The 26,934-nt window shown below is 70.1% G+C and carries 20 protein-coding genes; 10 read left to right on the forward strand and 10 right to left on the reverse strand.

Going from position 1 to position 26,934, the window contains the following annotated elements:
• Positions 1–45: 45 nt before the first annotated feature.
• From NMN56_RS18255 to NMN56_RS18270, 4 genes are read right to left on the reverse strand one after another with little or no spacing between them, the layout of a single operon-like run.
• Positions 46–1,353, reverse strand: coding sequence for an ABC transporter substrate-binding protein (locus tag NMN56_RS18255; protein WP_274041721.1), 1,308 nt, complete (start codon positions 1,351–1,353; stop codon positions 46–48).
• Positions 1,353–2,210, reverse strand: coding sequence for a carbohydrate ABC transporter permease (locus tag NMN56_RS18260; RefSeq protein ID WP_274041720.1), 858 nt, complete (start codon positions 2,208–2,210; stop codon positions 1,353–1,355). Before NMN56_RS18260 ends, NMN56_RS18255 begins: the two co-directional genes overlap by 1 nt.
• On the reverse strand, positions 2,207–3,166 hold the full coding sequence (locus NMN56_RS18265; RefSeq protein ID WP_274041719.1) for a carbohydrate ABC transporter permease: 960 nt from the start codon (positions 3,164–3,166) through the stop codon (positions 2,207–2,209). The genes NMN56_RS18260 and NMN56_RS18265 overlap by 4 nt, the downstream gene beginning before the upstream one ends.
• Entirely contained in the window at positions 3,163–4,329 is a 1,167-nt protein-coding gene (locus NMN56_RS18270; protein ID WP_274041718.1) for a LacI family DNA-binding transcriptional regulator, read from the reverse strand. The genes NMN56_RS18265 and NMN56_RS18270 overlap by 4 nt, the downstream gene beginning before the upstream one ends.
• A 311-nt stretch (positions 4,330–4,640) precedes the next feature.
• Here NMN56_RS18270 and NMN56_RS18275 point away from each other — a divergent pair, with 311 nt between their 5' ends.
• The 4 genes from NMN56_RS18275 to NMN56_RS18290 all read left to right on the forward strand — a co-directional run bounded on the left by NMN56_RS18275 (position 4,641) and on the right by NMN56_RS18290 (position 13,982).
• Positions 4,641–5,924: a cytochrome P450 gene (locus NMN56_RS18275; RefSeq protein WP_430542620.1), complete on the forward strand. Its 1,284-nt coding sequence runs from the start codon at positions 4,641–4,643 to the stop codon at positions 5,922–5,924.
• Positions 5,925–6,037: 113 nt separating this feature from the next.
• Entirely contained in the window at positions 6,038–7,366 is a 1,329-nt protein-coding gene (locus NMN56_RS18280; RefSeq protein ID WP_274041942.1) for a cytochrome P450 family protein, read from the forward strand.
• Between the two features lie 537 nt (positions 7,367–7,903).
• A complete protein-coding gene (gltB, locus tag NMN56_RS18285; RefSeq protein ID WP_274041717.1) occupies positions 7,904–12,526 on the forward strand; it encodes a glutamate synthase large subunit in 4,623 nt (1,540 codons plus the stop codon).
• A complete protein-coding gene (locus NMN56_RS18290; RefSeq protein ID WP_274041716.1) occupies positions 12,519–13,982 on the forward strand; it encodes a glutamate synthase subunit beta in 1,464 nt (487 codons plus the stop codon). Before gltB ends, NMN56_RS18290 begins: the two co-directional genes overlap by 8 nt.
• 137 nt (positions 13,983–14,119) lie before the next feature.
• Here the strand turns inward: NMN56_RS18290 and NMN56_RS18295 are convergent, their stop codons facing one another.
• A complete protein-coding gene (locus NMN56_RS18295; protein ID WP_274041715.1) occupies positions 14,120–14,998 on the reverse strand; it encodes a hypothetical protein in 879 nt (292 codons plus the stop codon).
• 267 nt (positions 14,999–15,265) lie between these two features.
• Positions 15,266–15,826 (reverse strand): MarR family winged helix-turn-helix transcriptional regulator, encoded by a 561-nt coding sequence (locus NMN56_RS18300; protein ID WP_274041941.1) that lies wholly within the window; start codon positions 15,824–15,826, stop codon positions 15,266–15,268.
• Positions 15,827–16,034: 208 nt separating this feature from the next.
• On the opposite strand from NMN56_RS18300, the gene NMN56_RS18305 reads away from it, so the two are divergent.
• Complete coding sequence (locus NMN56_RS18305; protein ID WP_274041714.1) at positions 16,035–16,754, forward strand: SDR family NAD(P)-dependent oxidoreductase; 720 nt, start codon at positions 16,035–16,037, stop codon at positions 16,752–16,754.
• Positions 16,755–16,798: 44 nt separating this feature from the next.
• On the opposite strand, the gene NMN56_RS18310 is transcribed toward NMN56_RS18305, so the two are convergent.
• Entirely contained in the window at positions 16,799–17,569 is a 771-nt protein-coding gene (locus NMN56_RS18310) for a TetR/AcrR family transcriptional regulator (RefSeq protein WP_274041940.1), read from the reverse strand.
• A gap of 191 nt (positions 17,570–17,760) precedes the next feature.
• Between NMN56_RS18310 and NMN56_RS18315 the strand changes: the two genes are divergently transcribed.
• Positions 17,761–19,443, forward strand: a complete 1,683-nt coding sequence (locus NMN56_RS18315; RefSeq protein ID WP_274041713.1) for a CocE/NonD family hydrolase — start codon at positions 17,761–17,763, stop codon at positions 19,441–19,443.
• 167 nt (positions 19,444–19,610) lie between these two features.
• Here the strand turns inward: NMN56_RS18315 and NMN56_RS18320 are convergent, their stop codons facing one another.
• On the reverse strand, positions 19,611–20,372 hold the full coding sequence (locus NMN56_RS18320) for a siderophore-interacting protein (protein WP_274041712.1): 762 nt from the start codon (positions 20,370–20,372) through the stop codon (positions 19,611–19,613).
• Between the two features lie 233 nt (positions 20,373–20,605).
• Between NMN56_RS18320 and NMN56_RS18325 the strand changes: the two genes are divergently transcribed.
• Positions 20,606–21,340: a TetR/AcrR family transcriptional regulator gene (locus NMN56_RS18325; RefSeq protein ID WP_274041711.1), complete on the forward strand. Its 735-nt coding sequence runs from the start codon at positions 20,606–20,608 to the stop codon at positions 21,338–21,340.
• Between the two features lie 139 nt (positions 21,341–21,479).
• On the opposite strand, the gene NMN56_RS18330 is transcribed toward NMN56_RS18325, so the two are convergent.
• Positions 21,480–22,187: an HD domain-containing protein gene (locus NMN56_RS18330; protein WP_274041710.1), complete on the reverse strand. Its 708-nt coding sequence runs from the start codon at positions 22,185–22,187 to the stop codon at positions 21,480–21,482.
• A 459-nt stretch (positions 22,188–22,646) separates the two neighbouring features.
• On the opposite strand from NMN56_RS18330, the gene NMN56_RS18335 reads away from it, so the two are divergent.
• Together NMN56_RS18335 and NMN56_RS18340 are read left to right on the forward strand one after the other, a co-directional pair.
• Positions 22,647–23,858: a Cmx/CmrA family chloramphenicol efflux MFS transporter gene (locus tag NMN56_RS18335; protein ID WP_274041709.1), complete on the forward strand. Its 1,212-nt coding sequence runs from the start codon at positions 22,647–22,649 to the stop codon at positions 23,856–23,858.
• 243 nt (positions 23,859–24,101) lie between these two features.
• Entirely contained in the window at positions 24,102–24,707 is a 606-nt protein-coding gene (locus NMN56_RS18340) for a GNAT family N-acetyltransferase (protein ID WP_274041708.1), read from the forward strand.
• A gap of 128 nt (positions 24,708–24,835) precedes the next feature.
• Here NMN56_RS18340 and NMN56_RS18345 read toward each other — a convergent pair whose 3' ends face one another.
• The gene (locus tag NMN56_RS18345) at positions 24,836–25,894 is read right to left on the reverse strand and encodes an aldo/keto reductase (RefSeq protein ID WP_274041707.1); all 1,059 of its coding nucleotides are present in this window, start codon (positions 25,892–25,894) and stop codon (positions 24,836–24,838) included.
• Positions 25,895–26,014: 120 nt separating this feature from the next.
• On the opposite strand from NMN56_RS18345, the gene NMN56_RS18350 reads away from it, so the two are divergent.
• Positions 26,015–26,845, forward strand: coding sequence for a helix-turn-helix transcriptional regulator (locus NMN56_RS18350; RefSeq protein WP_274041706.1), 831 nt, complete (start codon positions 26,015–26,017; stop codon positions 26,843–26,845).
• The last annotated feature ends 89 nt before the right edge of the window (positions 26,846–26,934 follow it).

Genomic DNA, 26,934 nt, shown 5'->3' on the forward strand with positions numbered 1-26,934 from the left:
TGCGGGACCCGGGCGCCGGGACACCGGGACCGCAGGGGGCAGGGGTCAGCGCTGGTAGCGGTTGAGGATGAGGTTTCCGTCGTGGACCAGGGAGTCGGACAGTGCCGTGTGCGAGGTGTCGCCGTTGTAGTAGCGCTGGAAGGCCGGAGTGGCGATCTTGTCGGACCACTCGGCGTAGCCGCGTACGCCGAGTGCGGGGGAGGGGCGGAGGGTCTTCGCCGTGGCGACGCCGGTGCGCCAGCCGTCCTTCTTCTTGTTGATCTCGGGATCTTTCAGGGCTTTCTTCCCTGTCGGCAGGATCCAGTCACCTTTGGCGAGTTCGGCCATGTGCTCGGGCCTGGACATGTAGGCGATGAAGTCGGCAGCCGCCTGCTTGTGCTCGCTCTCCTGGGCGACGGAGAGGGTCTGCGGGACGACACCCTGCGCGTTCTGGCCCGGACCCTCGCCACGCGGCATCGGCAGCACGGTCCACTCGAAGCCGTCGGGTGCCTGCTGCTGCACCTGCTGGCGGAAGGAGAAGTTGAGCGGGACGGTGGCGTACTTCCCCGCGAAGAAGCCCGGGAGCGCGTCGGAGCCGCCCATGCCGAGGCCGCTTCTGGGGGCCGTACGGTCCTTGTTGACCTGGCGGTTGATGAGCCGGCTGACCGCCGAGTCCGCACGGTCGAAACGTACGGCGTTCTTCGTGCCGTCGTCGGTCCGCTTCTTGGTGAAGACCTTGCCGCCGGTCGACAGCGACAGGTTCACGGACTGCTTGACCGGCTCCTTCATCGTCCAGACGGTGCCGAAGCGCTTTCCCGGGCGCGTCAGTCGGCGGGAGACCTTCTCGAACTCGTCCCATGTCCACGGCTTCCCGGCGGTGGGTATGCGCGCGCCCGAGCGCTCCAGCAGCTTCTTGTTGGCGATGATCACCCGCGGCTCCTGGAGGAAGGGCACGCCGTAGACCTTGCCGCCGTTCATCGTCGTGCTGTCCCAGGAGGTACGGGGGATGTCCGAGCGCAGCTCGCCGGGGAGGAGCTTGCTCAGGTCGGCGAGGTAGCCGCCGTACGCGAAGTCGGTGAGGTCGCTGGCGTCGTCGTGGATGATGTCGGGCGCCTCGCCGCCCTCGAACGAGGTGAGCAGCTGATCGTGGACGTTGTCCCACGAGCCCTGCACATAGCGGACCTTGACCGCCTTGTGGGTCTTGTTCCAGCGCGCGACGAGCGCCTTGTTGGCGGCCACGGACTCCTTCTGCCAGGCGAGGCTGTAGTAGTCGAGGGTGACGGTTCCGCTGTCGTCGCCCTCGCCGCCGGCGCAGGACGTGAGGAGCGTGGTGGCCAGCAGCGTGGCGAGGGCCGCGGGGAGTACGCGCTTCATCAGCCCTTCACCGCCCCCGCCAGCATGCCGCCCGCCAGCCGCCGCTGGAGCAGCGCGAAGAAGAGCAGGCTGGGAATGGTCGCGAGCACCGAGGCTGCGGCCAGCGGACCCAGGTCCGCGACCCCCTCGGCCCCGAGGAAGCGGGTGAGGATGACCGACATCGTCTGATTCTCCGGAGACTTGAGCAGCACCAGCGCGAAGAAGAACTCGTTCCATGCGGTGACGAAGGAGAACATCAGCGTGGCCACGAGCCCGGGTGTGAGCAGCGGGAGGACCACGCTGCGCAGGGTGCGGAACCGGCTCGCGCCGTCCATCGCCGCCGCCTCCTCCAGGGAGACCGGCACCGCCTTGACGTAGCCCTGGAGCATCCAGAGCGAGAACGGAAGGTTCCACACGACGTACACGATGATCAGCCCCGAGAGGGAGTTGATCAGGTGAACGTTCTTGAGCAGCAGGAACAGCGGGATGATGACCAGCACGAACGGGAACATCTGGCTGACCAGCACCCAGCCCGTCGCCGCGCTGCTCACCTTGGAGCGGTAGCGCACCAGGATGTAGGCGGCGGGCACGGCGATCGCCACGGAGATGAGCGTGGCGCTGCCCGCGACGATCAGGCTGTTGAGCGCCGACCGGGCGAGAGGCTGCGCCTCGAACGCCTCCCTGAAGTTGTCGAGGGAGGGGTGCTGCGGAATCCAGGTGGGGTCGATCCTGCCCAGCTCCTGCGGCGACTTGAACGACGTCGAGATCAGCCACAGCAGCGGAAAGGCGAGGAAGACCAGGTAGCAGAGCAGCGCGAGGTACTGCGCAGCGCGCCCGGTGCCCCGGGCCAGGTGGATACGCGGAGGGAGCGCGCTCATGAGGGGTCCTCCTTCAGGTGCTTGCGCAGGAAAACGGTCAGGAAGACCGCGATGACGGCGATCATCACGACGCCCATCGCGGCGGCGTAGCCGAACTGCCCGTACTTGAACGCCTCTTCGTAGGCGAAGAGCATCGGCAGCCTGGTCTGTCCTCCCGGTCCGCCCTGGGTGAGCACGTAGACCAGCCCGAAGGAGTTGAAGTTCCAGATGAAGTTGAGCGCGGTGATCGCGATCGCCACCGGCTTGACCGCGGGCCAGGTCACCGAGACGAACCGGCGCCAGATGCCCGCACCGTCCAGCTGCGCGGCCTCGGTCAGCTCCCTGGGCACGTTCTGGAGACCGGCCAGCAGCACCACGGTGGTCTGCGGCATGCCGGCCCAGACGCCGACGAGGATGACGGCGGGCAGCGCGAGGGAGAGATTGGTCAGCCAGTCGATGTTCCCGCCCTCGCTCAGGATGCCGACCTGCCGCAGCGTCTTGTTGAGGATGCCCGCGTCCTGGTGGTAGACGAGCCGCCACATGATGCCGACGACGACCTCGGGCATGGCCCAGGGAACGAGCGCCAGGGTGCGGGCCAGCCAGCGGAAGCGCAGGTTCTGGTTGAGCAGCAGCGCCAGCCCGAGCGCCAGCAGCAGCTGGAAGCCGGTGACGCACACGGCCCACACCAGGCCGATACGGAAGGACTCCCAGAACAGCGAATCGAGCCGCAGATCGGCGAAGTTGTCGAAACCGACGAACTGCGTGGCGACCGTACGCCCCGCCTGCGAGTCGGTGAACGCCAGCGAGATGGCGTAGAGCAGCGGACCGGCGCTCAGAATGAGAATCGGGATCAGCGCGGGCAGCAGCAGGAACCAGGCGCCCCTGTCGAGGCCGAGATACCTCTTACGCGCCGCCGGTGTCCTGGGCGGCGCCGTCCCCCGGAACGGAACGCGCTCACGCGCGGAGCGCCCCTTCACCGGCCCTCGCCTCTGACGCCGACCTGCCCGGAAGCGGGAGCGGAAGCGTGGCCGGACGCGGGCGCGGACGCGGATGCAGAAGCGGAGGCGCCTGTGGGCGCGGACGCGTGAGCGGGCACCGAAGCGGAGGCGGAAGCGTGGTCGTAGGCGGCGTCGGTCGAGCCGCGTACGACGAGCCGGGGTGCCGCGGTGGTGCGGCGGGCCGGCTGCTCGTCGGGCACGGCGCCGGCGAGGCGCTCCAGCAGCATGCGGGCCGCTGTCCTGCCGCGTTCTTCGGAGCCGAGGTCGACGCTGGTCAGCGGGGGCCAGCCGGCGCGGGCGAGATCGCTGTCGTCCATGCCGGTGATGGCGAGGTCTTCGGGGATGCGCAGGCCGCGCTCGTGCGCGGCCTGGCTTGCGCCGAGGGCGAGTTGGTCGTTCGCGCCGAGTACGGCATCGGGCGCGGCCCCTGAGTCCAGCAGGTCGAGCATCGCCTCGCGGCCTGCCGCGAGCCCGAAGGACGTGGCGCGCTCCAGCGCGGGGTCGGGTGCGAGGCCGTGCTCGGCCAGCGCGGTGAGGTAGCCCTGCCTGCGGTTGGTGCCGGGCACGGTGTCGACGGGACCGTTGATGAACGCGATACGGCGCCGCCCCGTCGCCGCAAGGTGTTCCACCGCGAGCGCGGCGCCGGATATGGAGTCGGCCTGTACGGCGTCGACCGGCACGTCACCGGGGAGCGAGCCGATGACGACCACGGGCCCGGCCGCGTTCTTCAGCACCTCGACGTGCTCGGGCGTGATCCGGATCGGGCAGAGGATGAGCCCGTCGCTCGTACGGTCGCCGAGGCTGCGTACGACGGCGAGTTCGTCCTCGATGACCGCGTCGGTGGAGTGCAGCAGCAGCCGGTATCCGGCGGTCCTGGTGACGGCCTGGATCTCGCGGACCATGGCGACGTAGACGGGGTTGCCGATGTCCTGCATGGCGAACGTGAGCTGTTTGGTCCTGCCCCCCTTGAGGGACTGGGCCACGGCATTGGGCACATAGCCGAGTTCGGTGGCGGCCCGCTCCACCTTCCGCACGGTGTCGGGGCGTGCCCCCACGCCGTTGAGGACCCGGGACACCGAGGCGATCGAGACGCCGGCGCGCTCGGCGATCGACACGATGGTGGGTGGTCCGCCGTCAGACATCACGTATCGCCCCTTTGCGATGACCAGGCTGCTGTAAACCTTTACAGCAGCTGAAAACGTTTACAGATATTGCTGGGGCCCCGGCCCTCTGTCAAGGGGTTGTTCGCCATGAACGTGCGGGAGCGCGGAGCCGGGCGACACGTGAAGAGCGCGCGGGCACGGCGTGAAAGAGCCGGGAAAGGACCGTGAGAGAGACGGGAAAGGAGTGGCGGAAGAGAACGGCCACAAACTGATCCCCAATCGCCCTATGGTGTACGGGGATTGACCGGACACGCATGCCAAGTGCCGCCTTTCACAGGGGAGTAGCGATCGTGACCAGCCAGCCCCACGCCTCAGCGGTGCCGCCCGCGCCACCGCCGCGCGGATGCCCCGCGCACGCGGGCGCCGTGCCTCTCATGGGGCCCCGCTTCCACACCGAACTGGAGGCCGTCTACCGCGACATGCGGCAGGCGCACGGCTCCGTCGTCCCCGTGGAGCTACCGGGTGATGTGCCCGCCTGGCTGGTGATCGGTTACCGGGAGATGTACCAGGTCACGTCCGATCCGGTGCTCTTCCCCCGGGACGCGGGGCTGTGGAACCAGTGGGACACCCTGCCGGAGGACTGGCCGCTGCGGCCGATGGTCGGCAGCCGGCAGCCCTCCGTCTACTTCACCGTCGGCGACGAGCACCGTCGCCATCTCGCCATGGTCCAGGGCGCGTTGGAGCGCGTGGACCACACCGAACTGCGGCGGCATGCCGAGGAGTTGGCCGACCGGCTGATCGACGGCTTCTGCGGTACGGGTGAGGCCGAGGTCATCTCCGCCTACGCCAAGCCTCTTCCGGTCCTCGTACTGGCCCGCGTGCTCGGGTTCCCCGACTCCGACGGGCCCGAGCTGATCTCCACGCTCGGCGCCATGGCCGACGGCGGCCCCGACGCCATCCACGGCTACGAACAGGCCATCGGCCTCATGTACCGGCTGGTCGAGCGGAAGCGGCAGCGGCCGGGCGCCGATGTGCTGTCGTACATGATGGCCTTCCCCGACACGTTCACCGACGAGGAGTACGTCCTCGACCTGATGGCGCTCACCGCTGCCGGGTATCTGCCCATGGCCGACTGGATCGGCAACTCGATGCGGCTGATGCTCACGGACGACAGGTTCGCCGCTTCGCTGACCGGCGGCAGGCACAGCATCGCCGAGGCGATGAACGAGGTCCTGTGGGAGGACACCCCGACCCAGATACTGGCCGGACGCTGGGCGGCCCGTGACACCCGGCTCGGCGGGCAGCGCATCGCCGCGGGGGACATGCTGCTGCTCGGCCTCGGGGGCGCCAACGCCGACCCGTCGGCCCATGCGGCCGACCCGGCCGACGGGCTGCGCAACAGCAACTTCGCGCACTTCGCCTTCAGCCACGGCGAGTTCCAATGCCCGTTCCCCGCGCAGGAGATGGCCGAGATCGTCTGCCGTACGGGGATCGAGGTGCTGCTCGACCGGCTGCCAGGAATCGACCTGGCGGTCCCGCCGCAGACCCTGGGCAGACGCCCCTCGCCCTTCCTGCGTGGGCTGTCCGTGCTGCCGGTTCATTTCACCCCCGTCCATGCGCAGGGAGGCAGATGATGCAGGAACAGCCCATCGGAGAAGCGGTCGCCGGGTCTGCCGGCACCGGGGGATCCGTGGCCGAAGGAGCGGCGGCGCAGGGCCGGTGTCCCGTCGGCGCGAGGGAGTGCCCCATGGTGATCGACCCGATGGTCGGGGACCTCGCGGGGGAGACGGCGGCGCTGCGCGAGGCGGGGCCCGTCGTGCGCGTCGACCTGATGGGGGCACCCGCCTGGACCATCACCGCGCACGCCGAGGCGCGCAGGCTGCTGACCGATCCCCGGCTGGTCAAGGACATCCAGCAGTGGGGCCTGTGGCGCAGTGGCGCGGTGACGGCGGAGTGGCCGCTGATCGGCCTGGTCGACGCGAGCCGGTCGATGTTCACCGAGGACGGCCCCGAGCACCGGCGGCTACGGGTCAAGACCGCTCAGGCGATCACCCCGCGCAGGCTGGAGGCCAGCAGGCCCCTCATCGAGGGCATCACCGCCCGGCTGCTCGACGGTCTCGCCGAGCGCGCGGCGCAGGCGACCGAACGGGCGGGCGGGCCCGGAGCTGCGGCGCACGAGGGTACGTCCCAAGCGGCGGCGCACGCGGGTACGTCCGGAGCCGCGCCGGGCGGCGGCGGACCGGTCGGCGGTGGACCGGGTGACGGGGCCGTCGACCTGAAGGCGGCGTTCGCTCTGCCGCTGCCCATGTCGGTGGTCTGCGCGCTGATGGGCGTCGACCCCGAGCTGGAACCCCGGCTGCACGAGTTGTACGAGCTGTTCTTCTCAACCGTGACCCCGCAGGACCAGCGCCTCGCGGTCTTCGCCGAACTGGACGAGCTGTATCACGATCTGGTCAGGCAGAAGACGGCTGAGCCCGGCGACGACCTGACCAGCGCCCTGATCCAGGCCGACGAGGGCGGCGAACTGCTGACGGCCGAGGAGGTCAGGGGCAACCTGGAGGCGATGGTCGCGGCCGGGCACGAGACCACCGTCGGGCTGATCGTCTGTGCCGTGCGGGCCCTGCTCACCCACCCTGACCAGCTCCGGCTGGTGCTGGCAGGGGAAATCGGCTGGGACGCCGTGATCGAGGAGACCCTGCGCTGGGAGTCGCCGTCCACGCATCTGCTGATGCGGTTCGCGACGGAGGACATCGAGGTGGGGGGCACGACGGTGCGCGAGGGCGAGGGTGTCGTCATGTCGTACCGGGCGATCGGCAGGGACCGGGAGCAGCACGGGCCCGATGCCGACAACTTCGACATCCGCCGCGAGACACCCGTGCGGCACCTGGCCTTCGGCCACGGCCCGCACATCTGCCCGGGCGCCGCGCTCTCCCGGCTGGAGGCGTCCATCGCGCTGCCCGCGCTCTTCGCCCGGTTCCCCGGGATGCGGCTCGCGGTGCCCCCGGAGCAGGTACGCAACCGGCCGGTGCTCACCCAGAACGAACTGGAGTCGCTGCCCGTCTTCCTGTACTCGTAGTCCCGCACTTGCTAGTTCCCGCACTCGCTGGTTCCCGCGCGCGTAGTTCCCCCCGCGCGTGCCGTTCCGACCCCGGGTCGGGCCGACCCGGGGCGGGCCCGCGATGGACGCGGAACGGGCTCGTCGGGGTGGGCCATGCCGGTACGAGCCTTGTCCGTATCGACTCGGCGCCGTAGCCCTGTGACCTGGGCCACGGCGCCGAGTACCGCATGGGATGCATGATCCCCGTGTTACTCAGCGGTTTCATTTGGCCCAGCGTTGGGCAGAAGTCGAAAGGCTCGCTGGCAACGACGCCGGCGTTCCCCATCTGAGAACCGCTCCCCTCGGGGTCACCCCACCCCCACCCTTCGCAGGCCCTACAGGGCCACATCTCCGTGCACGGCGCTCTCGTCGCCCGTACGACAGTCCGCATGCTGAGCTGCCGTATCCACTTTTCGAGAAGTGGGCCATCCTGTAACCTGCACGGAAATTTGTTCTGAAGAGGGCCAACGTCGTCCCTCGGTATGTACTGACTGCCACGAAACGACGGGAGAGCCAATGCGTGCTGTGCCTACAGCGGATTGGGCCGCCCACCCTGCCAAGCAGGGGATGTACGACCCCCGGTACGAGCACGACGCCTGTGGTGTCGGCTTCGTGGCCACCCTGACCGGTGAGGCCAGCCACGATCTGGTGGAGAAGGCGCTGACCGTTCTCCGTAATCTCGAACACCGCGGCGCCACCGGCTCCGACCCGGACACCGGCGACGGCGCGGGCATCCTGGTTCAGGTCCCCGACGCCTTCCTGCGCGAGAACGTGCCCTTCGCGCTGCCCGAGGCCGGCTCCTATGCCGTGGGCATCGCCTTCCTGCCTTCCGAAGAGGACACAGAGGACGCAGCGGACGCCTCCGCCGCGGCTGTCTCACAGATCGAGACGCTTGCGTCCGAAGAGGGGCTACGGGTCCTCGGCTGGCGCGAGGTGCCCGTCGCGCCCCAGCTGCTGGGCGCGGGAGCCCGCGCCACCATGCCCGTACTCAGGCAGCTCTTCGTGACCGACGCCGCCGACGCCGAAGCGGGGGAGGCCAGGAGCGGAGTGGCCCTGGACCGGCTCGCGTTCGTGCTGCGCAAGCGCGCCGAGCGCGAGGCGGGGGTGTACTTCCCCTCGCTGTCCGCGCGCACGATCGTCTACAAGGGCATGCTCACCACGGGCCAGTTGGAGCCGTTCTTCCCCGACCTGTCGGACCGCCGCTTCGCCACCGCCATCGCGCTGGTGCACTCGCGCTTCTCCACGAACACCTTCCCGAGCTGGCCCCTGGCGCACCCGTACCGCTTCGTCGCGCACAACGGTGAGATCAACACCGTGCAGGGCAACCGGAACTGGATGCGGGCCCGCGAGTCCCAGATCGACCCGGCGTTCGAGAAGACCTTCCCCGTCTGCACGCCCGGTGCCTCCGACTCCGCCTCCTTCGACGAGGTGCTCGAACTCCTCCACCTCGGTGGGCGTTCGCTGCCGCACTCCGTGCTGATGATGGTCCCCGAGGCATGGGAGAGCGCCGAGTCCCAGGACTCCATGGACCCCGCACGCCGGGCCTTCTACCAGTACCACTCCACGATGATGGAGCCCTGGGACGGGCCCGCCTGCGTCACCTTCACCGACGGCACCCAGGTCGGCGCCGTGCTCGACCGCAACGGGCTGCGCCCCGGGCGCTACTGGGTCACCGAGGACGGGCTCGTCGTGCTCGCCTCCGAGGTCGGGGTACTGGACATCGACCCCGCCAAGGTCGTGCGCAAGGGCCGCCTCCAGCCCGGCCGGATGTTCCTCGTGGACACCGCCGAGCGCCGCATCATCGAGGACGACGAGATCAAGGCGAGCCTCGCCGCCGAACGGCCGTACCAGGACTGGCTGGAAGCCGGGCTCATCAAGCTCGCCGACCTGCCCGAGCGCGAGCACATCGTGCACACCCACGCCTCGGTCACCCGCCGCCAGCAGACCTTCGGCTACACCGAGGAGGAGCTGCGCGTCCTGCTCGCTCCCATGGCGGCCTCGGCGGCCGAGCCGATCGGCTCCATGGGTACGGACTCGCCCATCGCGGCGCTCTCGGAGCGCCCGCGCCTGATCTTCGACTACTTCACCCAGCTGTTCGCGCAGGTCACCAACCCGCCGCTGGACGCCATCCGCGAGGAACTGGTCACCTCGCTGCACTCGTCGCTCGGCCCGCAGGGCGACCTGCTGGACCCGACGGCCGCCTCGTGCCGCAGCGTCACCCTGCCGTTCCCCGTGATCGACAACGACGAGCTGGCCAAGCTCATCCACATCAACGCCGACGGTAACCTCCCCGGCTTCAAGTCCGCGACCCTGTCGGGGCTCTACAAGGTCGCGGAAGGAGGGGACGGGCTGGCCGCACGCATCAGGGAGATCTGCGCCGAGGCCGACGACGCGATCGAGTCGGGCGCCCGGCTGATCGTGCTGTCCGACCGGCACTCCGACGCCGAACACGCGCCGATCCCCTCGCTGCTGCTCACCTCGGCCGTCCACCACCACCTGATCCGCACCAAGCAGCGCACGCAGGTGGGGCTGCTGATAGAGGCCGGTGACGTCCGCGAGGTCCACCACGTCGCGCTGCTCATCGGATACGGCGCAGCGGCCGTCAACCCGTACCTGGCCATGGAGTCCGTCGAGGACCTGGTGAGCGCGGGCACGTTCCTGCCGGGGGCCGACAAGCTGGCGCCCGAGCAGGCCATCCGCAACCTCATCCACGCGCTGGGCAAGGGCGTGCTGAAGGTGATGTCCAAGATGGGCATCTCCACCGTCGCCTCGTACCGCGGCGCACAGGTCTTCGAAGCCGTCGGCCTGGACGAGTCGTTCGTGGACACCTACTTCCACGGGACCACCACGAAGATCGGCGGCGCGGGCCTCGATGTGATCGCCAAGGAGGTCGCGGCCCGCCACACCAAGGCGTACCCGGCCTCCGGCATCGCCTCGGCCCACCGCGACCTGGACATCGGCGGCGAGTACCAGTGGCGCCGCGAGGGCGAACCGCACCTGTTCGACCCGGACACCGTCTTCCGGCTCCAGCACTCCACGCGCGAGCGGCGCTACGACATCTTCAAGCAGTACACCTCGCGCGTGGACGAGCAGGCCCAGCGGCTGATGACCCTGCGCGGGCTCTTCGGCTTCAGCTCCGACCGCGAACCGATCCCGCTGGACGAGGTCGAGTCGGCCGCCGAGATCGTCAAGCGCTTCTCCACCGGCGCCATGTCCTACGGCTCCATCTCGCAGGAGGCCCACGAGACGCTGGCCATCGCGATGAACCAGCTCGGGGGCAAGTCCAACACCGGCGAGGGCGGCGAGGACGCCGAGCGGCTCTACGACCCCGCACGGCGCTCCAGCATCAAGCAGGTCGCCTCCGGGCGCTTCGGCGTGACCAGCGAATACCTCGTCAACTCCGACGACATCCAGATCAAGATGGCCCAGGGCGCCAAGCCCGGCGAGGGCGGCCAGCTGCCCGGCCACAAGGTGTACCCGTGGGTGGCCAAGACCCGGCACTCCACGCCGGGCGTCGGCCTCATCTCGCCGCCGCCGCACCACGACATCTACTCGATCGAAGACCTCGCGCAGCTCATCCACGACCTGAAGAACGCCAACCCGTCGGCCCGTATCCACGTGAAGCTGGTCTCCGAGGTCGGCGTGGGCACCGTGGCGGCCGGCGTGAGCAAGGCGCACGCCGACGTCGTCCTCATCTCGGGCCACGACGGCGGCACGGGCGCCTCGCCGCTCACCTCGCTCAAGCACGCGGGCGGCCCCTGGGAGCTGGGCCTCGCCGAGACCCAGCAGACCCTGCTGCTCAACGGCCTGCGCGACCGGATCGTCGTCCAGACAGACGGCCAGCTCAAGACGGGGCGCGACGTGATCATCGCCGCGCTGCTCGGCGCCGAGGAGTTCGGCTTCGCCACGGCCCCGCTGGTCGTCTCCGGCTGCGTGATGATGCGCGTCTGCCATCTGGACACCTGTCCCGTCGGCATCGCCACCCAGAACCCGGTGCTGCGCGAGCGCTACAACGGCAAGGCCGAACACGTCGTCAACTTCTTCGAGTTCATCGCTGAAGAGGTCCGCGAACTCCTCGCCGAGCTGGGCTTCCGTACGCTCGACGAGGCCATCGGGCACACCGAACTGCTCGACACCTCCCGGGCCGTCGACCACTGGAAGGCGCGCGGCTTCGACCTGGCGCCGCTGCTCCATGTGCCCGAACTGCCCGAGGGCGCGGTGCGGCACCAGGCCGTCGCCCAGGACCACGGGCTGGAGAAGGCGCTCGACAACCAGCTCATCAAGCTGGCCGCCGACGCGCTGCACGCCGACACCCCCGAGGCGGCCCAGCCCGTACGGGCCCAGGTCGCGATCCGTAACACCAACAGGACCGTCGGCACGATGCTCGGCCACGAGGTCACCAAGAAGTTCGGCGGCGCCGGGCTTCCCGACGACACCGTCGACCTCACCTTCACCGGCTCGGCAGGACAGTCCTTCGGCGCCTTCGTGCCGCGCGGTATCACCCTGCGCCTGGAGGGCGACGCCAACGACTACGTCGGCAAGGGCCTCTCGGGCGGACGCCTCGTCGTACGGCCCGACCGGGCGGCCGACCACCTCGCTGAGTTCTCCACCATCGCGGGCAACACGCTCGCCTACGGCGCGACCGGCGGCGAGATCTTCCTGCGCGGGCGCGTCGGAGAGCGCTTCTGCGTCCGCAACTCCGGTGCCGTCGTCGTCTCCGAGGGCGTGGGCGACCACGGGTGCGAGTACATGACGGGCGGTGTCGCCGTCGTGCTCGGCGAGACGGGGCGCAACTTCGGCGCCGGCATGTCCGGTGGCGTCGCGTACGTCATCGACCTGGACCCGGCCCGCGTCAACGCCGGGCTGCGGGGCGCCGTCGAGCCGCTCGATGGGGAGTCTTCCGAGGACGCACGCTGGCTGCACGATGTGGTGCGCCGCCACCAGGAGGAGACCGGCTCGACGGTTGCCGCCTCGCTCCTGGCCGACTGGGACGGACCCGAGGGCGCGCTGTCGCGCTTCGGCAAGGTCCTCCCCGCCACCTACAAGGCCGTGCTCGCCGCCAAGGACGCCGCCGAGCGGGACGGGCTCACCGAGTCCGCGACCCACGAGAAGATGATGGAGGCGGCGATCAATGGCTGACCCCAAGGGCTTTCTGACCACGGACCGCCAGGGCGCGCGGTCGCGTCCCGTCGAGGAGCGGGTCAAGGACTGGAACGAGGTCTACGTTCCCGGCTCCCTGCTGCCCATCATCAGCGAGCAGGCCGGGCGCTGCATGGACTGCGGCATCCCCTTCTGCCACAACGGCTGTCCGCTGGGCAACCTCATCCCCGAGTGGAACGACTACGCCTACCGCGGCGACTGGGACGCCGCCTCCGAGCGGCTGCACGCGACGAACAACTTCCCCGAGTTCACGGGGCGGCTGTGCCCCGCGCCGTGCGAGTCCGCCTGCGTGCTCGCCATCAGCCAGCCGGCTGTGACGATCAAGAACGTCGAGGTCTCCATCATCGACAAGGCGTGGGACTCGGGGTCCGTCACCCCGCAGCCGCCCGAGCGACTGTCCGGCAAGACCGTCGCCGTCATCGGCTCGGGCCCTGCCGGGCTCGCCGCGGCCCAGCAGCTCACCCGCGCGGGGCACACGGTCGCCGTCTACGAGCGCGCCGACCGCGTCGGCGGCCTGCTGCGGTACGGCATCCCCGAGTTCAAGATGGAGAAGCGGCACATCAACCGGCGCATCGAGCAGATGCGCGCGGAGGGCACCAAGTTCCGTACGGGCGTGGAGATCGGGCGCGACGTCGACGCGGAGAAGCTGCGCAAGCGCTACGACGCCGTGGTCATCGCCGCGGGCGCGACCACGGCCCGCGACCTGCCGGTGCCGGGCCGCGAACTGAACGGCATCCACCAGGCGATGGAGTACCTCCCGCTCTCCAACAAGGTGCAGGAGGGCGACTTCGTCGCCCCGCCGATCACAGCGGAGGGCAAGCACGTCGTCGTCATCGGCGGCGGTGACACCGGCGCCGACTGCGTGGGCACGGCGCACCGCCAGGGCGCGGCCTCCGTCACCCAGCTGGAGATCATGCCGAAGCCGGGCGAGGACAGGCCGGCCTCGCAGCCGTGGCCGACGTTCCCGATGCTCTACAAGGTCACGAGCGCCCACGAGGAGGGCGGCGAGCGGGTCTACTCCGTCAACACCACCCACTTCGAAGGCGATGAGGACGGCAACGTCCAGTGGCTGCACCTCGTCGAGGTCGAGTTCGCCGACGGCCGCCCCGCGCCCAAGGAGGGCACGGAGCGGAAGATCCCCGCGCAGCTCGTCACCCTCGCCATGGGCTTCACGGGCGTCGACCGTGAGAACGGACTGGTCGAGCAGTTCGGCGTCGAACTCGACGCGCGCGGCAACGTCGCACGCGACGACGACTACGCCACCAACGTCCCCGGCGTCTATGTCGCCGGTGACGCGGGCCGCGGCCAGTCCCTCATCGTGTGGGCCATCGCCGAGGGCCGCTCAGCAGCCAAGGCGGTCGACCGCCACCTCACCGGAGCACCCAGCGCGCTCCCAGCCCCCATCCGCCCCACGGACCGCTCCTTGACGGTCTGACCCTCGGTAACGCCCAACGGTCCGGCTTCCGTTCCCCACCGGCGTTCCCCACCAGCTTCCGTACAACGGAGTGCGGATCCCACGCGGCGCCTGCCAGTCCCCGACCGGATGACAGGCGCCGCGTTCTTTCTCGGGAGTTACGCCTCGTCGGCGCTGGTCGCGCGCGGGCTGCTCGCGGGGATGTTGGTCGTGGGGGTGCTGCTGGTCGTGGGGGTGCCGAGGAGCAGGTCTTCGGCACGGGTGACGGTGAAGGCGCGCTCCAGCAACTGGTCGAGGACATCGAGGTCGGTGCAGTCGGAGACGAGCTTGCGGATGCCGTCCGAGACGGTGACGCCGTGGTTGTCCAGCACGTAGAGGACCATGCGCGCACGCTCAGCAGCGCGCCCCTTCGCCTCGCCCCTGGCCTCCCCCTTCACCTCACCCCGTGCTTCGCCCCGCGCCTCACCTTCGGCGAGTCCCGCCGCCTTGCCTTCGAGGAACGTCTCCTCCACGAGCGTGCCCCGACCGGGGAAGTAGCTGCCGTTTACCTTCATGATCTTTCTCCAGGTCCGCTGGGCCGGGGTGTTCCCGAGGCCGGATTCGAGTAGCTCTGAGTAGTAGTTCCGGGATTCGACGTCGGCCCGGCCGAGGGCGCGTGCCAGCGCATCCAGTATCGCCGGTGCGTCCGGGCTTTTGCCATGTGTCATGGCGGCGAAGGTCGCCATGGGCAGGTCCTTGGCGGCTTCGTCGGCATCGAGGATCAGGGGCACATTGCCCGGGCCCAGAACAAGCGGAGTGACGGTGAGTATCGTCCAGTCCGCCGAGCCGAGCCGGTGCGGGCCCGCTGCCCATTCCACGGTGGCCTTGTCGTGGCAGACGACCACCAGCAGCACGGTGCAGTTGTGCTTGGCGTGGAGGTGCGACGTGTAATAGGCCCAGCTGGCGGCCTTCTTCGGGGACGGTTCGCTCTGCGCCTCGATCGCCAGCAAGGTGGGCGTACCGCCGTCGGCGGGCTTGATCCGCAGCACGCTGTCCACGCGCCGCTCGACCGGCTTCAGCTCCGTGGTGTCCGGGGTTGACGACCTCGACGGTCGCCTGCTCCGGCAGCGAGACCCCCAGCAGCCGGAAGGTGGGTACGAGAAGCGCCGGCCGTTCCTGGAAGATCCGGTGCGCCGTCTCATGACGGGATGTGACCATGAGGGGACCATATGAACGGTGACGGAGCGTTCGGCGGGAACTGGCATACGGTCACCCGAACGAGGTGCCGGTACCGGTACTGGTACCAGTACCGGCGTCGGTGACGCTCAGGTGCCCGGCTCCCCGACGTGCGTGATCCGGTCGTCGCCCAGCCGCTGCTGTACGTCCCGCAGGAGGATCCGCAGCAGTTCCGCGAGCTGACTCTGCTGCGGCGCGGTGAGCCCCGAAACCAGCTCGGCCTCGCGGTTGAGGACCTGGTCGACGGTGGACTCGACCAACTCGTGCCCCGCATCGGTGAGTTGGACCACCACCGTGCGACCGCGACCCTCGCCGGGGCGCCGGGTGACCAGGCCCTCGCGCTCGGCCCGGGTGACGCGCTGGGAGACGGCGCCCGCCGTGACCAGGGAGCGCCGCGCCAGTTCGCGGGTCGTGAGGGTGTAGGGGGTGCCGGCGCGGCGCAGCACGCTGAGCAGGTCGAGGGTCGCGGTGTCGACGCCCGCGCGGGCGAGGACGCGGCGGCGGTCGTCACCGAGGAGCTTCGCGAGGTTCCAGATCGGGGTGACGATGCCGATGGAGGAGACCGGGGTGCCGGGGCGTTCCCGCTGCCAGGCACCGGCGATCTCCTGCACGTGCTCCCCCTGCACGGCCCCCTCCCGTGCCTCCCGCACGGGTGCCTCCCGTACGGATTCCTCCCGTACGGGCTCCTCTTGGATGGGCCCTTCCCGTACGGGCCCTTCTCGTGCGGACTTCGGCACGGGGTGGTCGGAGGCGCGTTCCCCGGGATTCTTCTCGCTTGCCATGGCCCCTCCTGCGGGTGTTACGTTCACGTTCAGATCTAAATTTAGGTCTGAACGAAACTGCTTCGGAGGTCACTCTATGCCACGCGGCATTCTTGTCACGGGCGGTGCCACCGGCATCGGCCTCGCCGTCGCCCGCTACTTCACCGGGCGCGGCGACACCGTCGTCATCACCGGAAGGCGCGCCGCGCCCCTGGAGGAGGCGGCGAAGGAGACCGGCGCGCACGCCGTGGTCTGCGACCACACCGAGCCCGGCGCGCTGCTGCGGCTCCTGCCCGAACTGCCCGACCGGCTCGACGTGCTGGTCAACAACGCGGGTGGCCAGACCGACTTCGACTCTCCCGGCGGTGACGACCTCGCCGCCTACGCACGGGACTTCCGCGCCAACCTCGACGCGAACCTGCTGACCGCAGCGCTCACCACCCGCGCCGTCGACGCCCGCCTCGCGGATGGGGGAGCGGTCATCCACATCGGCTCCATCGCGGCCGACAAGGGCTCGGGCGCATACGGTGCGGCCAAGGCGGGCCTCGCCTCCTGGAACGTCGGGCTCGCCGGGCTCCTCGGTCCTCGCGGTCTCACCGCGAACGTCGTCTCGCCGGGGTACATCGCCGACACCGAGTTCTTCCGCGACAAGCTCACGACCGAGCGCCGCGACTCCCTCGTCGCCGCGACCGCCGTGGGCCGCCCCGGTGTCCCCGAGGATGTGGCGGGCGCCGTCGCCTTCCTCGCCTCCCCTGCGGCCCGCAACATCACGGGCCAGGTGCTCAATGTGAACGGTGGTGAGTACGCGACTCGTTGAGCGGCGCGCGGCCCCACGCGCCCGTGCCGCCCGCCGGCTCCGGCTCAGTCGGTGCGGGTGCCCGTGCCCGTTTCGGTGGCGGTGGCGGTGTCGGTGTCGGTGTCGAGGCCGTCGATCAGGCGGTTGAGGAACCGGGTGAACGTGGCTTCGGGGGTGAGGAGGCGTCCGCTTCCGGGTGTGGAGAGGGCCTCGGCCAGCTCCGGATGGTGGCCGTCCGCAGCGACGGCGGCGAGGTAGCGGGCCTCGGCAGCCGCACGCTCCGGCGCCCGCGCCGCCGCTGCCTGCGCGATCTCGTGGGTCACGTGTGTGGCGGTGAACCCGGTGAGCTGCGCGAAGACTTCCAGCTTCGCCGCACCGTCCAGCCCGCTGGGCCGCAGCGCCGCGAGCGCGCGTTCCAGGAAGGCCAGCGCGTGCGGGCCCAGGGAGCGGCGCGCGTACAACGCGGCGGGGAGCCAGGGGTGACGGAGCATCAGGGCGCGCTGGAGGTGGCCGATGGCCTTGAGGTCGGTGCGCCAGTCACCCGTGAGGGGTTCCGCCGTCGGAAGTTCGCCGCTGACGTGGTCGACCATCAGCTCCAGCAGTGTCTCCTTGTCGGGGGCGTAGCTGTAGAGGGACATCACACCGGCCCCGACCTCGGAGGCGACCCGGCGCATGGTGACGGCCTCCAGGCCCTCGGCGTCGGCCACCGATACGGCCGCCGCCGTGATCGCCTCACGGGTGAAGGCGGGCTTGCGCCCTCTGCCCCGGTTGCCGGGGCTCAGCCAGAGCTTCTGGGGGTCGGTGCCGTTGGCGTCGGCCCCGTCCTGACGGGTCACGTTCTTCTCGTTCCTTTCCTGGTCGGGGGAGGGGGCGCCCCGGATTGCTGGAGAGCGGCCTGCGGGGCTGGAAGTTGCCCCGAGTACGGGGTCGCCCGCGGCGCTGAGGGCTACCCCGCCTGCCCGGAGGACCGGAGCCATCCAAGCCTCCCTTATTCTCGTACTAGGTACGAGAATAAGGGAGGCGCATCATGACAGCACAGGGGCACGGTGCCGTGCCGAGAGCCAAGTGGACCGCACCCTCGGGGAAGCCACCGCTTTCCTCGCGCATGATGAGGGCCACATGGCGTGGTCTGCCGCCCGAACAGCACGAGGTCGGATGGGAGCCGGGGCTCGTGGTGCCGGCCGCCGACGGCAGCCCGCTGCTCACGGACCACTACTTCCCCCGTACGGCGGGCGACTTCCCGACCCTTGTCGTGCGCTCGCCCTACGGTCGGGGAGTGCCGTGGTCACCCCAGTACGGCATGCTCTTCGCCGAACAGGGATTCCACGTGGTTCTCCAGAGCTGCCGCGGCACAGGTGGCTCGGGCGGCCGGTTCGATCTGTGGCGCAACGAGCCCGCCGACGGCCAGGCCACCGTGTCGTGGCTGCGCGAACAGCCCTGGTTCAACGGGACGTTGGGCACGATCGGCCCCAGCTATCTGGGCTATGTGCAGTGGGCGCTCGCGCTGGACCCGCCACCGGAACTGAAGGCCATGGTCGTACAGGTCGGCCTGCACGATCCCTGTGCGCTCTTCCACACGGACGGCGTCCTGCACCTGGAGAACGCGCTGCTCGACGGCCTGGGCATGACGTATCAGCATCGGGGGGCGATGCCCTCCCTCAAGGCGATGCTGCGTCTCCAGCGCGGCTGGCGCAAGGTCGTCACCGCCCGGCCGTTGCGCGGCGCACACACGTCGGTGCTGGGGGAAGTGCCCTGGCTGGACGGTGTGATGGCGCACCCCGACTCCGGTGATCCGTACTGGGACGGCGCGGACCTGGGGAAGGCCGCGGAACGGCTGCGGGTGCCGACTGCCCTGATCACCGGCTGGCACGACGCGCTGGCAGAGCAGACCTTCGAGCAGTACGGGCGACTGCGCGCGGCGGGCTGCGAGACCTCCCTGCTCGTAGGCACCTGGACCCACACCTCCGCTCTCCAGCGGGGCTGGCCCGAGGTGTTCGCCGAGAGCCTCGCGTGGCTGCGTGCGCACCTGTGCGACGACCCGTCCGGGCTGCGGCCCACCCCCGTGCGCGTGCACGTCGCGGGGGAAGAGACCTGGCGGGAGCTTGAGGAGTGGCCGCCGTCCCACGGCACCGCCCCTTGGTTCCCCACGGCGGACGGGCACCTGACCCGGCAACCGTCCGTGGATTCCGCGCCGTTGACCTCCTTCCGCTACGACCCCGCCGACCCCACCCCCTCTGTTGGCGGGCCGCTGCTCTCCCGTACCGCCGGGGCCCGCGACAACCGGGCGCTGGAGGCGCGCGAGGACGTCCTGACGTTCACCGGCCCGGTGCTGACCGAACCCCTGGACGTGCTCGGCCCCGTCGTGGCGCGCTGGGCGATCTCCACGGACACCGGGTATGCCGATGTCTTCGCCCGGCTTTGCGACGTGGACGCACAGGGCCGCTCCACCAACGTCTGCGACGGGCTGGGGCGGCTGCGGACCGCCGGCCAGGAGCTCGCGGAGGTCACCGTGCCGATGGGCCACACGGCGCACCGTTTCGCGGCAGGGCACCGCATCCGCCTCCAGGTCAGCGGAGGCGCCCACCCCCGCTACGCCCGTCAGTCCGGGACCGGGGAGTCGGCCGTCGAGGCGAGCAGTCTTGAACCGGTGCGCATCACGCTGCATGCCGGATCGGCGTTGGCTCTGCCGCTGGGGGCAGCGGGTGCTTAGTCCTCCGGTACCCCAGGCGATGCGGGCAAGGAAGGTGAGGAAGGTGAGGCAGGAAAGGCGGATGAGGCGGATGAGGCGGATGAGGCGGGCAGGGTAGGTGAGCCGGGCAAGCCGGGCGAGCCAGGGTGGGTGGGGGAGTCGGGCGAGCCTGCCGGCCCCGTGCCCCGTCAATGCAGGCCCCGCTTGCTGGGGGCCCAGAAGGGCTTGACCGTGATCGAGGTGCGGGGCCACCCGCGCTCGTTCACCAGGTGGTCGCGCACCTGCTGGCACGTCCTCGCCTCACCCGCGACATAGGCCGCGCGGTCGTCCTCCTCGGGCAGTGCGAGGTCGGCGACCGCCGCGAGCAGCGTGCGCGAGGAGGCGGCGGGTGCGCCGTGGCGGTGGGCGCGGCGCAGGTGGTGCGAGGGCCCCGGCAGGGGCAGATCGTGCTCGGGCGACTCGCTCTCGATCACCCCGGACACCTGGGCGGCGTCCCCCAACTCCCGCAGCATGGGCCCGAATGCGGCGCTCGCCGTCTCCTCGCCGATGAACACGTGGTGCGTGGCCTCGCGCAGGAAGAAGCTGCCCTGCGGCCACCACACGGTGACCGCGTCACCCGGCGCCGCCTCGCGGGCCCAGCGCAGCCCTATGCCCTCGCCGTCGTACAGGTGCGCGCGCAGCTCGATCGCGCGCTCTTCCGGGTCGAACTCCCAGATCGTGTATGTCCGCAGCGTCTCTCCCGGCCGGAGGATCCCGGAGACGGACAGCGGATCGTTGATCTGGACCCGCACATGCTGGCCCGGCGCGTAGGCGAAGGGCACCGGCCCGTCGGCCACCAGCCGGATTCGCCGCATGGAGGCGGTGACCATCCCCGTCTCGGTCACCGTCGTCCCCAGTGCGTACTTCGCGAAGGCCCCCGCCAGCGGATTACGGCGTCGCACGGTCTTCATGTCCCCCCACCCCTCCCTGCCTTCATCTGCCAGGCCCCCATCAGGCCCTATCAGGCTCCTGCCAGGGCTTCCCTGAAACTTCGACAGGCTATAAGCTGCCTTAGAAGCTCTAAGGAAACATAGAAGGCGTAGGCTGTCAATGGCCTTCGGCGGGTGGGAAGTTCGGCGAGAGGCCCGGTCCGTCGGACCAGGGATTTCGGGCCAGGGGTGTGGAGGAGAGGAAGCGTGAACGTATGACGACGCGGGTGCAGGCGCAGGTCACGAGCCGGCGGGACCGGCTGCGGGAAGCCACGCTGGCCGAGATTCATGAGGCGGCACGGGGGCTGTTGACGTCACGCGGTTCCGACGCCGTCACCATGAACGCGGTGGCCAGAGAGGTCGGGATGAGCGGCCCCGCGCTCTACCACTACTTCAAGGGGCACGAGGAACTGGTCGGCGCGGTCACCGCGCGCTTCTTCCGCGAACTGACCGGGGAGATGGAGGCGGCGCGTGACGCACACGCCGAAGACTCCCTCGACATACGGCTGTTGGCCACGTGCCGCGCCATGCGCGCATGGGCGACCGCGCATCCCGCCGAGTTCGGCTGGATATTCGCCCGGCCCATACCCTCCGTGCACCACGAGCCGGGATCAGCACGGCTCGTGGCGGGGGAGCGGTTCGAGACCGTGCTGCGGGATCAGGTCATGGAGCTGTGGGAGACCCGCCCGTTCCCCGTACCGGACCTCACCGAACTGGCCCCCTCGCTGCGGGAGCAGTTGCACGCGTACGCCGAGTCCGTCGGGGGACGGCTGCCACCCGAGGCCGCACATGTCTTCCTGACCTGCTGGTCACGGTTGTACGGGCTGCTGTGCATGGAGGTGCTGCGGCAACTGGACTCCGTCTACTCCGACATGGAGCCCGTGTACGAGGAGTGCCTGCGGGAGTTGGCCGGGTTGCTGGGGCTGGAGTACGACGGCGGTGGACGTTGATCGGGATGACCGGTTGGCCGGTTGGCCGGGGTGACCGGGTGGTGGCGTGGGGGGCGGGATCGGTACGCCGTTCTCCGGCCGTCAGGACCGCTACGGTTCCTCAGGGGTCGCTGTGGCACGTCAGGACCGCTACGGCTCGTCAAGACCGCCGCTGTCGGCTGAGCAGTCCGCTCGCCTTCGCGGCTTCCCTGACCTCTTCGTAGAGCGCGGTCAGCGACGGGCTCACCCCTACGCGCGGAAGCTGGAGGCGGTCGAGAGCTTCGGCGTCCGCGCCCACATCGCTCCAGCCCTGGCCCGTGAGGTAGCGCATGAGGGCCGGGTTGAGGCGGTCGATGCCCCGTACGAGGCGGGATTCCGGGGTGGTGGCGTCCTCGTACTCCCGCCAGAGAGCGAGCAGTTCGGGGCCCAGGGGGGCGGGGAGGGAGCCGAAACGTTCCCGGGCGACGGCGTTCTCGATCCGGGCCTTGTCGCTCTCGCTCTCGCTGCCGCCGGGACCACCATCGTTGCCGTTGCCGTTGCCGTTGCCGTTGCCGTGGTCACCGCTTCCGCCGTCGGCGTCGCCGTCGTTGGGCGCTGTGTCCCAGGCTGACGGGTCGCCCGCGTCGATCTCGACCAGGTCGTGCATCAGGCTCAGCTTCAGCATCCTGGTCAGGTCCAGCGTGTGCCCGGTCTCACGCTCGAACTCGGTATGGAGCACCCAGCTGATCATGGCGAGGTGCCAGGAGTGTTCGGCGACGGACTCCTTGCGGGACGGCGTCGCGTTGTTGTGCCGGGTCACCTCGCGGAGGCGGGCGGTGTAGGCAATGAAGTCGAAGAGTGCACGCGCTTCGTGCGGGGTGCTGGTCATGGCCCTCGCACTGTATCTCGGAGCGTTTCGCGTGCTCACTGGGTTTCCCTTGGCGGAGCTCAGGGCCAGGGCTCAGGGCACGGGCTCCGGCTCGGGGCGGCCCGTAATGGTGTGGACTGCGCGCGGGTGGGCCCGTTAAGGTGCGCCGCATGTCCAGTCCCGAATCCGACAGACGCTAGCCACCGGCGCTTCGGTGGCCTCTTGCCGGTTCCGGCTCCGCTGTCGGATCGCCGTAGTCACGGACTGTTGATCTCTGACACGCGCCCCCTCTGACGCACGTCCTGTCGGATGTGCGGCCCGCTGTGCTGCGCGTACCTCTCCCCCCCCTTTCCCCTCCTTTTCCCTTCCCCTTCCGTACGACGGCTGCTGTGCCGCTGCGGCGCCCGGGTGCGGTGCTGCCCGGACGCGGGTCGGTCGCGCCTGCCGTCCAACGACCGTTATGGATCGCGGAGTTCTGTCATGCCATTCGTTCTCTATGTGCTCGCGCTGGCGGTTTTCGCCCAGGGCACGTCCGAGTTCATGCTGTCCGGGCTCGTCACGGACATCGCCCGTGACATGGAGGTGTCCCTCTCCTCCGCCGGGCTTCTGACCTCGGCCTTCGCCGTGGGGATCATCGTCGGCGCACCGCTGATGGCCGTCCTCAGCAGGCGGTGGCCCAGACGCCGGGCGCTGCTCGGCTTCCTGGTGACGTTCCTGCTCGTTCATGTGCTCGGAGCGCTCACCACCAGCTTCGCCGTGCTGGTCGGCGCCCGCGTCGTCGGTGCGCTCGCCAACGCGGGCTTCCTCGCCGTGGCGCTCGTGACGGCAACCAGCCTGGTCGCGCCCAACGCCAAGGGCCGCGCCACATCGGTCCTGCTCAGCGGGGTCACTCTCGCCTGTGTCGCGGGTGTGCCCGCGGGTGCGCTGCTCGGGCAGGCGTGGGGCTGGCGCGCGGCGTTCTGGGCCATCGCGCTGGTGTCCGTGCCCGCCGTCTTCGCGATCCTCAAGTCGGTTCCGGGGGAGCGGGTACTCGGAGCCGAGGCGGACGAGGGTACCGAACTGCCCAGCGTCCGGCGGGAGTTCCGCGCGCTGCGTCGTCCGCGGCTGCTGCTGACCCTGCTGCTGGGCGCACTCGTGAACGGCGGGACCTTCTGTGCGTTCACCTACCTGGCGCCCCTCGTCACCGAGGTCACCGGGTTCGGGGACGTGTGGGTGCCGGCGATGCTGGCGCTGTTCGGTGTGGGCTCGTTCCTCGGCGTCGCCCTTGGGGGACGGGTCGCCGACGCGCGGCCGATGCCGCTGATGGTGGGCGGGGGGTCGGCGCTGCTCGCCGGGTGGGTGCTGTTCGCACTCGCGGCGGGCAACCCCGTCGCCGCCGTGGTGCTGCTGTTCGTCCAGGGCGGGCTGTCGTTCGCTGTCGGCTCCACACTCTTCTCACAAGTCCTGTATGCGGCGTCCGAGGCGCCGAAGCTGGCAGGCGGGTTTGCCACGGCGGCGTTCAATGTCGGTGCCGCTGTCGGTCCTTGGGCCGGTGGCCTCGCCCTCAACGCGGGCCTTGGCTACCGTGCGCCGCTCTGGACCAGCGCCCTGATGGTCGCACTCTCGCTGGCCGTTGCCGCGTCGGCACTCGGTGTGCGGCGTGCGCGTGCGCGCTCGTACCGGTCTGAGCGTACGGATCGCGCACGGGCCTGAGCGTACGAATGGCATACCGGCCTGGGCCCGCGCACCGCCTTGTCGTGCACCGGCCTGGTCGCACACCGCCCGGTCGTGTACCGGGCCGGTCGCCGACCGTGCGGGGTTCGGGGTGCGGGGTGCGAGGTGCGGGGCACGCGCCGTGCGGGCGGCTGAAGGTGCGGCGGGTGGGGCGGGTGCGGTGGGTCTGGTTCCGCCGCACCCGCTTCCGCCTGCCCGAGCCGGTGTGGAGACCATGGCGGCATGACCGACGCCACCTCGCACCCGTCCGCCCCCGTCATCGAGACCGAACGGCTGCTGCTCCGCCCCTTGTCCACCAGCGATGTGGACCGGCTGGTCGCACTGCACGCCGACCCGCAGGTCCACCGGTTCGTGCCGCACTACACGTACGACCAGGCCCTCGAACGGCTCTCCGGCGTCGAGCGGCAGTGGGCCGAGCGCGGGCACGGGCTGTGCGCCGTGGAGTTGAAGGGGACGCGGCAGTTCCTCGGGCGGTGTGGGCTGAACCACTGGGAACAGTTCGACGAGATCGAGGCCGGCTGGACGTTCACCCCGTCAGCCTGGGGATACGGGTACGCCACCGAGGCGGCACGCGCGTGCGTGGACTGGGGGTTCGCGCGGTTGGAAGCGCCCTACTTCACGGCCATGATCGACGCCGCGAACACGGCCTCACTCCGGGTCGCCCAACGCCTCGGCTTCCGCCCCCTGCGTGAGGACACGATGTTCGGCAAGCCGCTGACGGTGTACGCGCTGCATCGCGCCGAGCATGCCGAGCGTGCTGAGTACGCAGGGCAGCCGGGGCAGCCGGGGCAGCCGGGACAGTCAGGGCAGCCGGGTCAGCCGGGATAGAGGGGGCTCCGGCGCGGACGGGGCTCCGGCGCGGATGGGCCCCAGGGGGACGGGCAAGTGGTGCCGGGCCGGTGAGTGCCCCGAGGGTGGCGGCGGTGGTGCCCTCGGGGCCCGGCGGGGACGGGGTGTCAGCGGCGGGGTTCGACCTTCAGGTCGCCGCGGGTCACCGTGCGGCCGAAGTCGCTGGCGAGCAGGGCGTGGGGGAAGCCGAGTTCGATGGCGCTGACCTCGTCGAGGCGTGCCAGTTGGGAGGCGGTGAAGTCGACCTCCAGAGCGCCCAGGTTGTCCTCCAGCTGGGAGGGGGTGCGGGCGCCGATGATCGACGCGGCCACGCCCGGATTCTGCAGGGTCCAGGCCAGCCCTACCTGGGCGGGTGTGTGGCCCAGTTCCATGGCGATCTCCTTCACGACGTCCACGATGGTGAAGTTACGTTCGGTGAGCGCGCCGTTGGCGATGGTGAGGTCCTTGCGGGTGCTGTCCGCGACGTGCGTCGCGGACAGGTCGTCGCGGCTGTACTTGCCGGTGAGCACCCCGCCGGCCAGCGGGGAGTACGGAACGACCCCCAACCCCATCTCGCGCGCCATGGGGATCATGTCGCGTTCCCCCGTACGTTCGACCAGGTTGTATTCCATCTGCAGCGCGACCAGCGGTGACCAGCCGCGCAGGTCGGCGATCGCCTGCATGCGCGAGATCTGCCAGGCCGGGGCGTTGGAGATCGCCACGTACAGGATCTTGCCCTGCCGGACCAGATCGTCCATGCCGCGCAGGATCTCCTCGACCGGTGTCGTGGTGTCCCACACGTGCAGATAGAGCAGGTCGATGTAGTCCGTATTCAGCTGTCGCAGACTGGCTTCCACCGAAGCGAACAGGCTCTTGCGGTGCGGGCCCCCGGAATTCGGATCGCCGGGCCTGCGCTGCGTCGTGTATTTCGTTGCCAGCACCAGGTTTTCGCGGTTGTCTCGGGTGAATTCGCCCAGCAGGCGCTCGGAGCTGCCGTTGGTGTAGGTGCTGGCGGTGTCGATGAAGTTGCCGCCGCGCTCGACGTAGAGGTCGAACAGTTTGCGCGCCTCGTCCTGCTCGGCGCCCCAGCCCCACTCGGTGCCGAAGGTCGCCGCGCCCAGTGCCAGTGGTGAGACCCGCAGCCCGGAGCGGCCCAGCAGCTGGTAGGTGTCGAGGGTGAGGGACATGGGGTCCTCCTGTGCTTGTGATCCGTTGTCGCAAGCAAGCCTGTGACCACCGCGGGCCCGGGGTAAGGGAAAGAAGTTCCTGGGAAGGCCACTCCTACCCTGGTTGTAGGGTCGAACGTGATGACCCGCACCGTGGACACCACACAGGAGCTGGCCGCCTTTCTGCGGACCCGGCGCGAACGTCTGGACCCCCGCGATTTCGGCCTGCCGTCGCGCCGGCAGGCCCGGCGGACCCCCGGGCTGCGCCGCGAAGAGGTCGCCGAACTGGCCGGGGTCAGCATCGACTACGTCGTCCGCCTGGAACAGGGCCGGGGGCTGCGGCCCTCGGCCGATGTGGTGGAGGCGCTGGCCCAGGCGCTGCGCCTGGCCCCCGACGAACGCGTCTACCTGTTCAACCTGGCCAGGCAGCGCCCCCGTAACACGGACAAGGCCGCCGCCACCGCGGCGCCGCCGCTGGCCCGGCTGGTCGCCGACCTGTCGCCGCTGCCGGCCATGCTGATGAACCACCGTTACGACATCCTGGCCTGGAACAGCGAAATGGCCAGGCTGCTAATGGATTTCGACACCCTGCCGCCGCAGCAGCGCAATGCGATGTGGCTGTGTCTGATGTATCCGAAGATGCGCGATTTCTATGTCGACCGCGAACGCATCGTGCGGGAGGGAATCGCTCACCTGCGAGCTGCATGGGCCGCGCATCCGGAGGATCAGGTGTTGAGCGACCTCATCGCCGAATTCACAGCTCACGACGAGGAATTCGCGCGGTTGTGGGCCGAGCGGGACATCAAGGTCAATGGGCGCGGGCGCAAGGTGATGCGGCATCCTGATGCCGGTGTGGTCGCGGTGGATTTCGAAACGCTTATGCCGCTTCAGGACACCGACCAGCTTTTGGTGATCTACCGCGCCGCTGATGAGGAGAGCCAGTCGGCATTGGACCGGTTGCGCGCAGGGTGAGGCCAACTGCCCGTTCGCCGCGCTGAGTTCGCGCTGAGTTCGCACCGCCTTCTCGCGTACCGAGTTCGCACCGCCTCTTCGCGCGCTGA

The sequence above is a fragment of the Streptomyces iconiensis genome, from assembly GCF_028657195.3.
Classification (GTDB): domain Bacteria; phylum Actinomycetota; class Actinomycetes; order Streptomycetales; family Streptomycetaceae; genus Streptomyces; species Streptomyces iconiensis.

What these genes read in the sequence shown, in the direction of transcription:
- NMN56_RS18255 (WP_274041721.1), bottom strand. Translation starts at nt 1,353, where the DNA reads ATGAAGCGCGTACTCCCCGCGGCCCTCGCCACGCTGCTGGCCACCACG.
- NMN56_RS18260 (WP_274041720.1), bottom strand. Translation starts at nt 2,210, where the DNA reads ATGAGCGCGCTCCCTCCGCGTATCCACCTGGCCCGGGGCACCGGGCGC.
- NMN56_RS18270 (WP_274041718.1), bottom strand. Translation starts at nt 4,329, where the DNA reads ATGTCTGACGGCGGACCACCCACCATCGTGTCGATCGCCGAGCGCGCC.
- NMN56_RS18280 (WP_274041942.1), top strand. Translation starts at nt 6,038, where the DNA reads ATGGTGATCGACCCGATGGTCGGGGACCTCGCGGGGGAGACGGCGGCG.
- gltB (WP_274041717.1), top strand. Translation starts at nt 7,904, where the DNA reads ATGCGTGCTGTGCCTACAGCGGATTGGGCCGCCCACCCTGCCAAGCAG.
- NMN56_RS18290 (WP_274041716.1), top strand. Translation starts at nt 12,519, where the DNA reads ATGGCTGACCCCAAGGGCTTTCTGACCACGGACCGCCAGGGCGCGCGG.
- NMN56_RS18305 (WP_274041714.1), top strand. Translation starts at nt 16,035, where the DNA reads ATGCCACGCGGCATTCTTGTCACGGGCGGTGCCACCGGCATCGGCCTC.
- NMN56_RS18315 (WP_274041713.1), top strand. Translation starts at nt 17,761, where the DNA reads ATGACAGCACAGGGGCACGGTGCCGTGCCGAGAGCCAAGTGGACCGCA.
- NMN56_RS18320 (WP_274041712.1), bottom strand. Translation starts at nt 20,372, where the DNA reads ATGAAGACCGTGCGACGCCGTAATCCGCTGGCGGGGGCCTTCGCGAAG.
- NMN56_RS18325 (WP_274041711.1), top strand. Translation starts at nt 20,606, where the DNA reads ATGACGACGCGGGTGCAGGCGCAGGTCACGAGCCGGCGGGACCGGCTG.
- NMN56_RS18330 (WP_274041710.1), bottom strand. Translation starts at nt 22,187, where the DNA reads ATGACCAGCACCCCGCACGAAGCGCGTGCACTCTTCGACTTCATTGCC.
- NMN56_RS18335 (WP_274041709.1), top strand. Translation starts at nt 22,647, where the DNA reads ATGCCATTCGTTCTCTATGTGCTCGCGCTGGCGGTTTTCGCCCAGGGC.
- NMN56_RS18340 (WP_274041708.1), top strand. Translation starts at nt 24,102, where the DNA reads ATGACCGACGCCACCTCGCACCCGTCCGCCCCCGTCATCGAGACCGAA.
- NMN56_RS18345 (WP_274041707.1), bottom strand. Translation starts at nt 25,894, where the DNA reads ATGTCCCTCACCCTCGACACCTACCAGCTGCTGGGCCGCTCCGGGCTG.
- NMN56_RS18350 (WP_274041706.1), top strand. Translation starts at nt 26,015, where the DNA reads ATGACCCGCACCGTGGACACCACACAGGAGCTGGCCGCCTTTCTGCGG.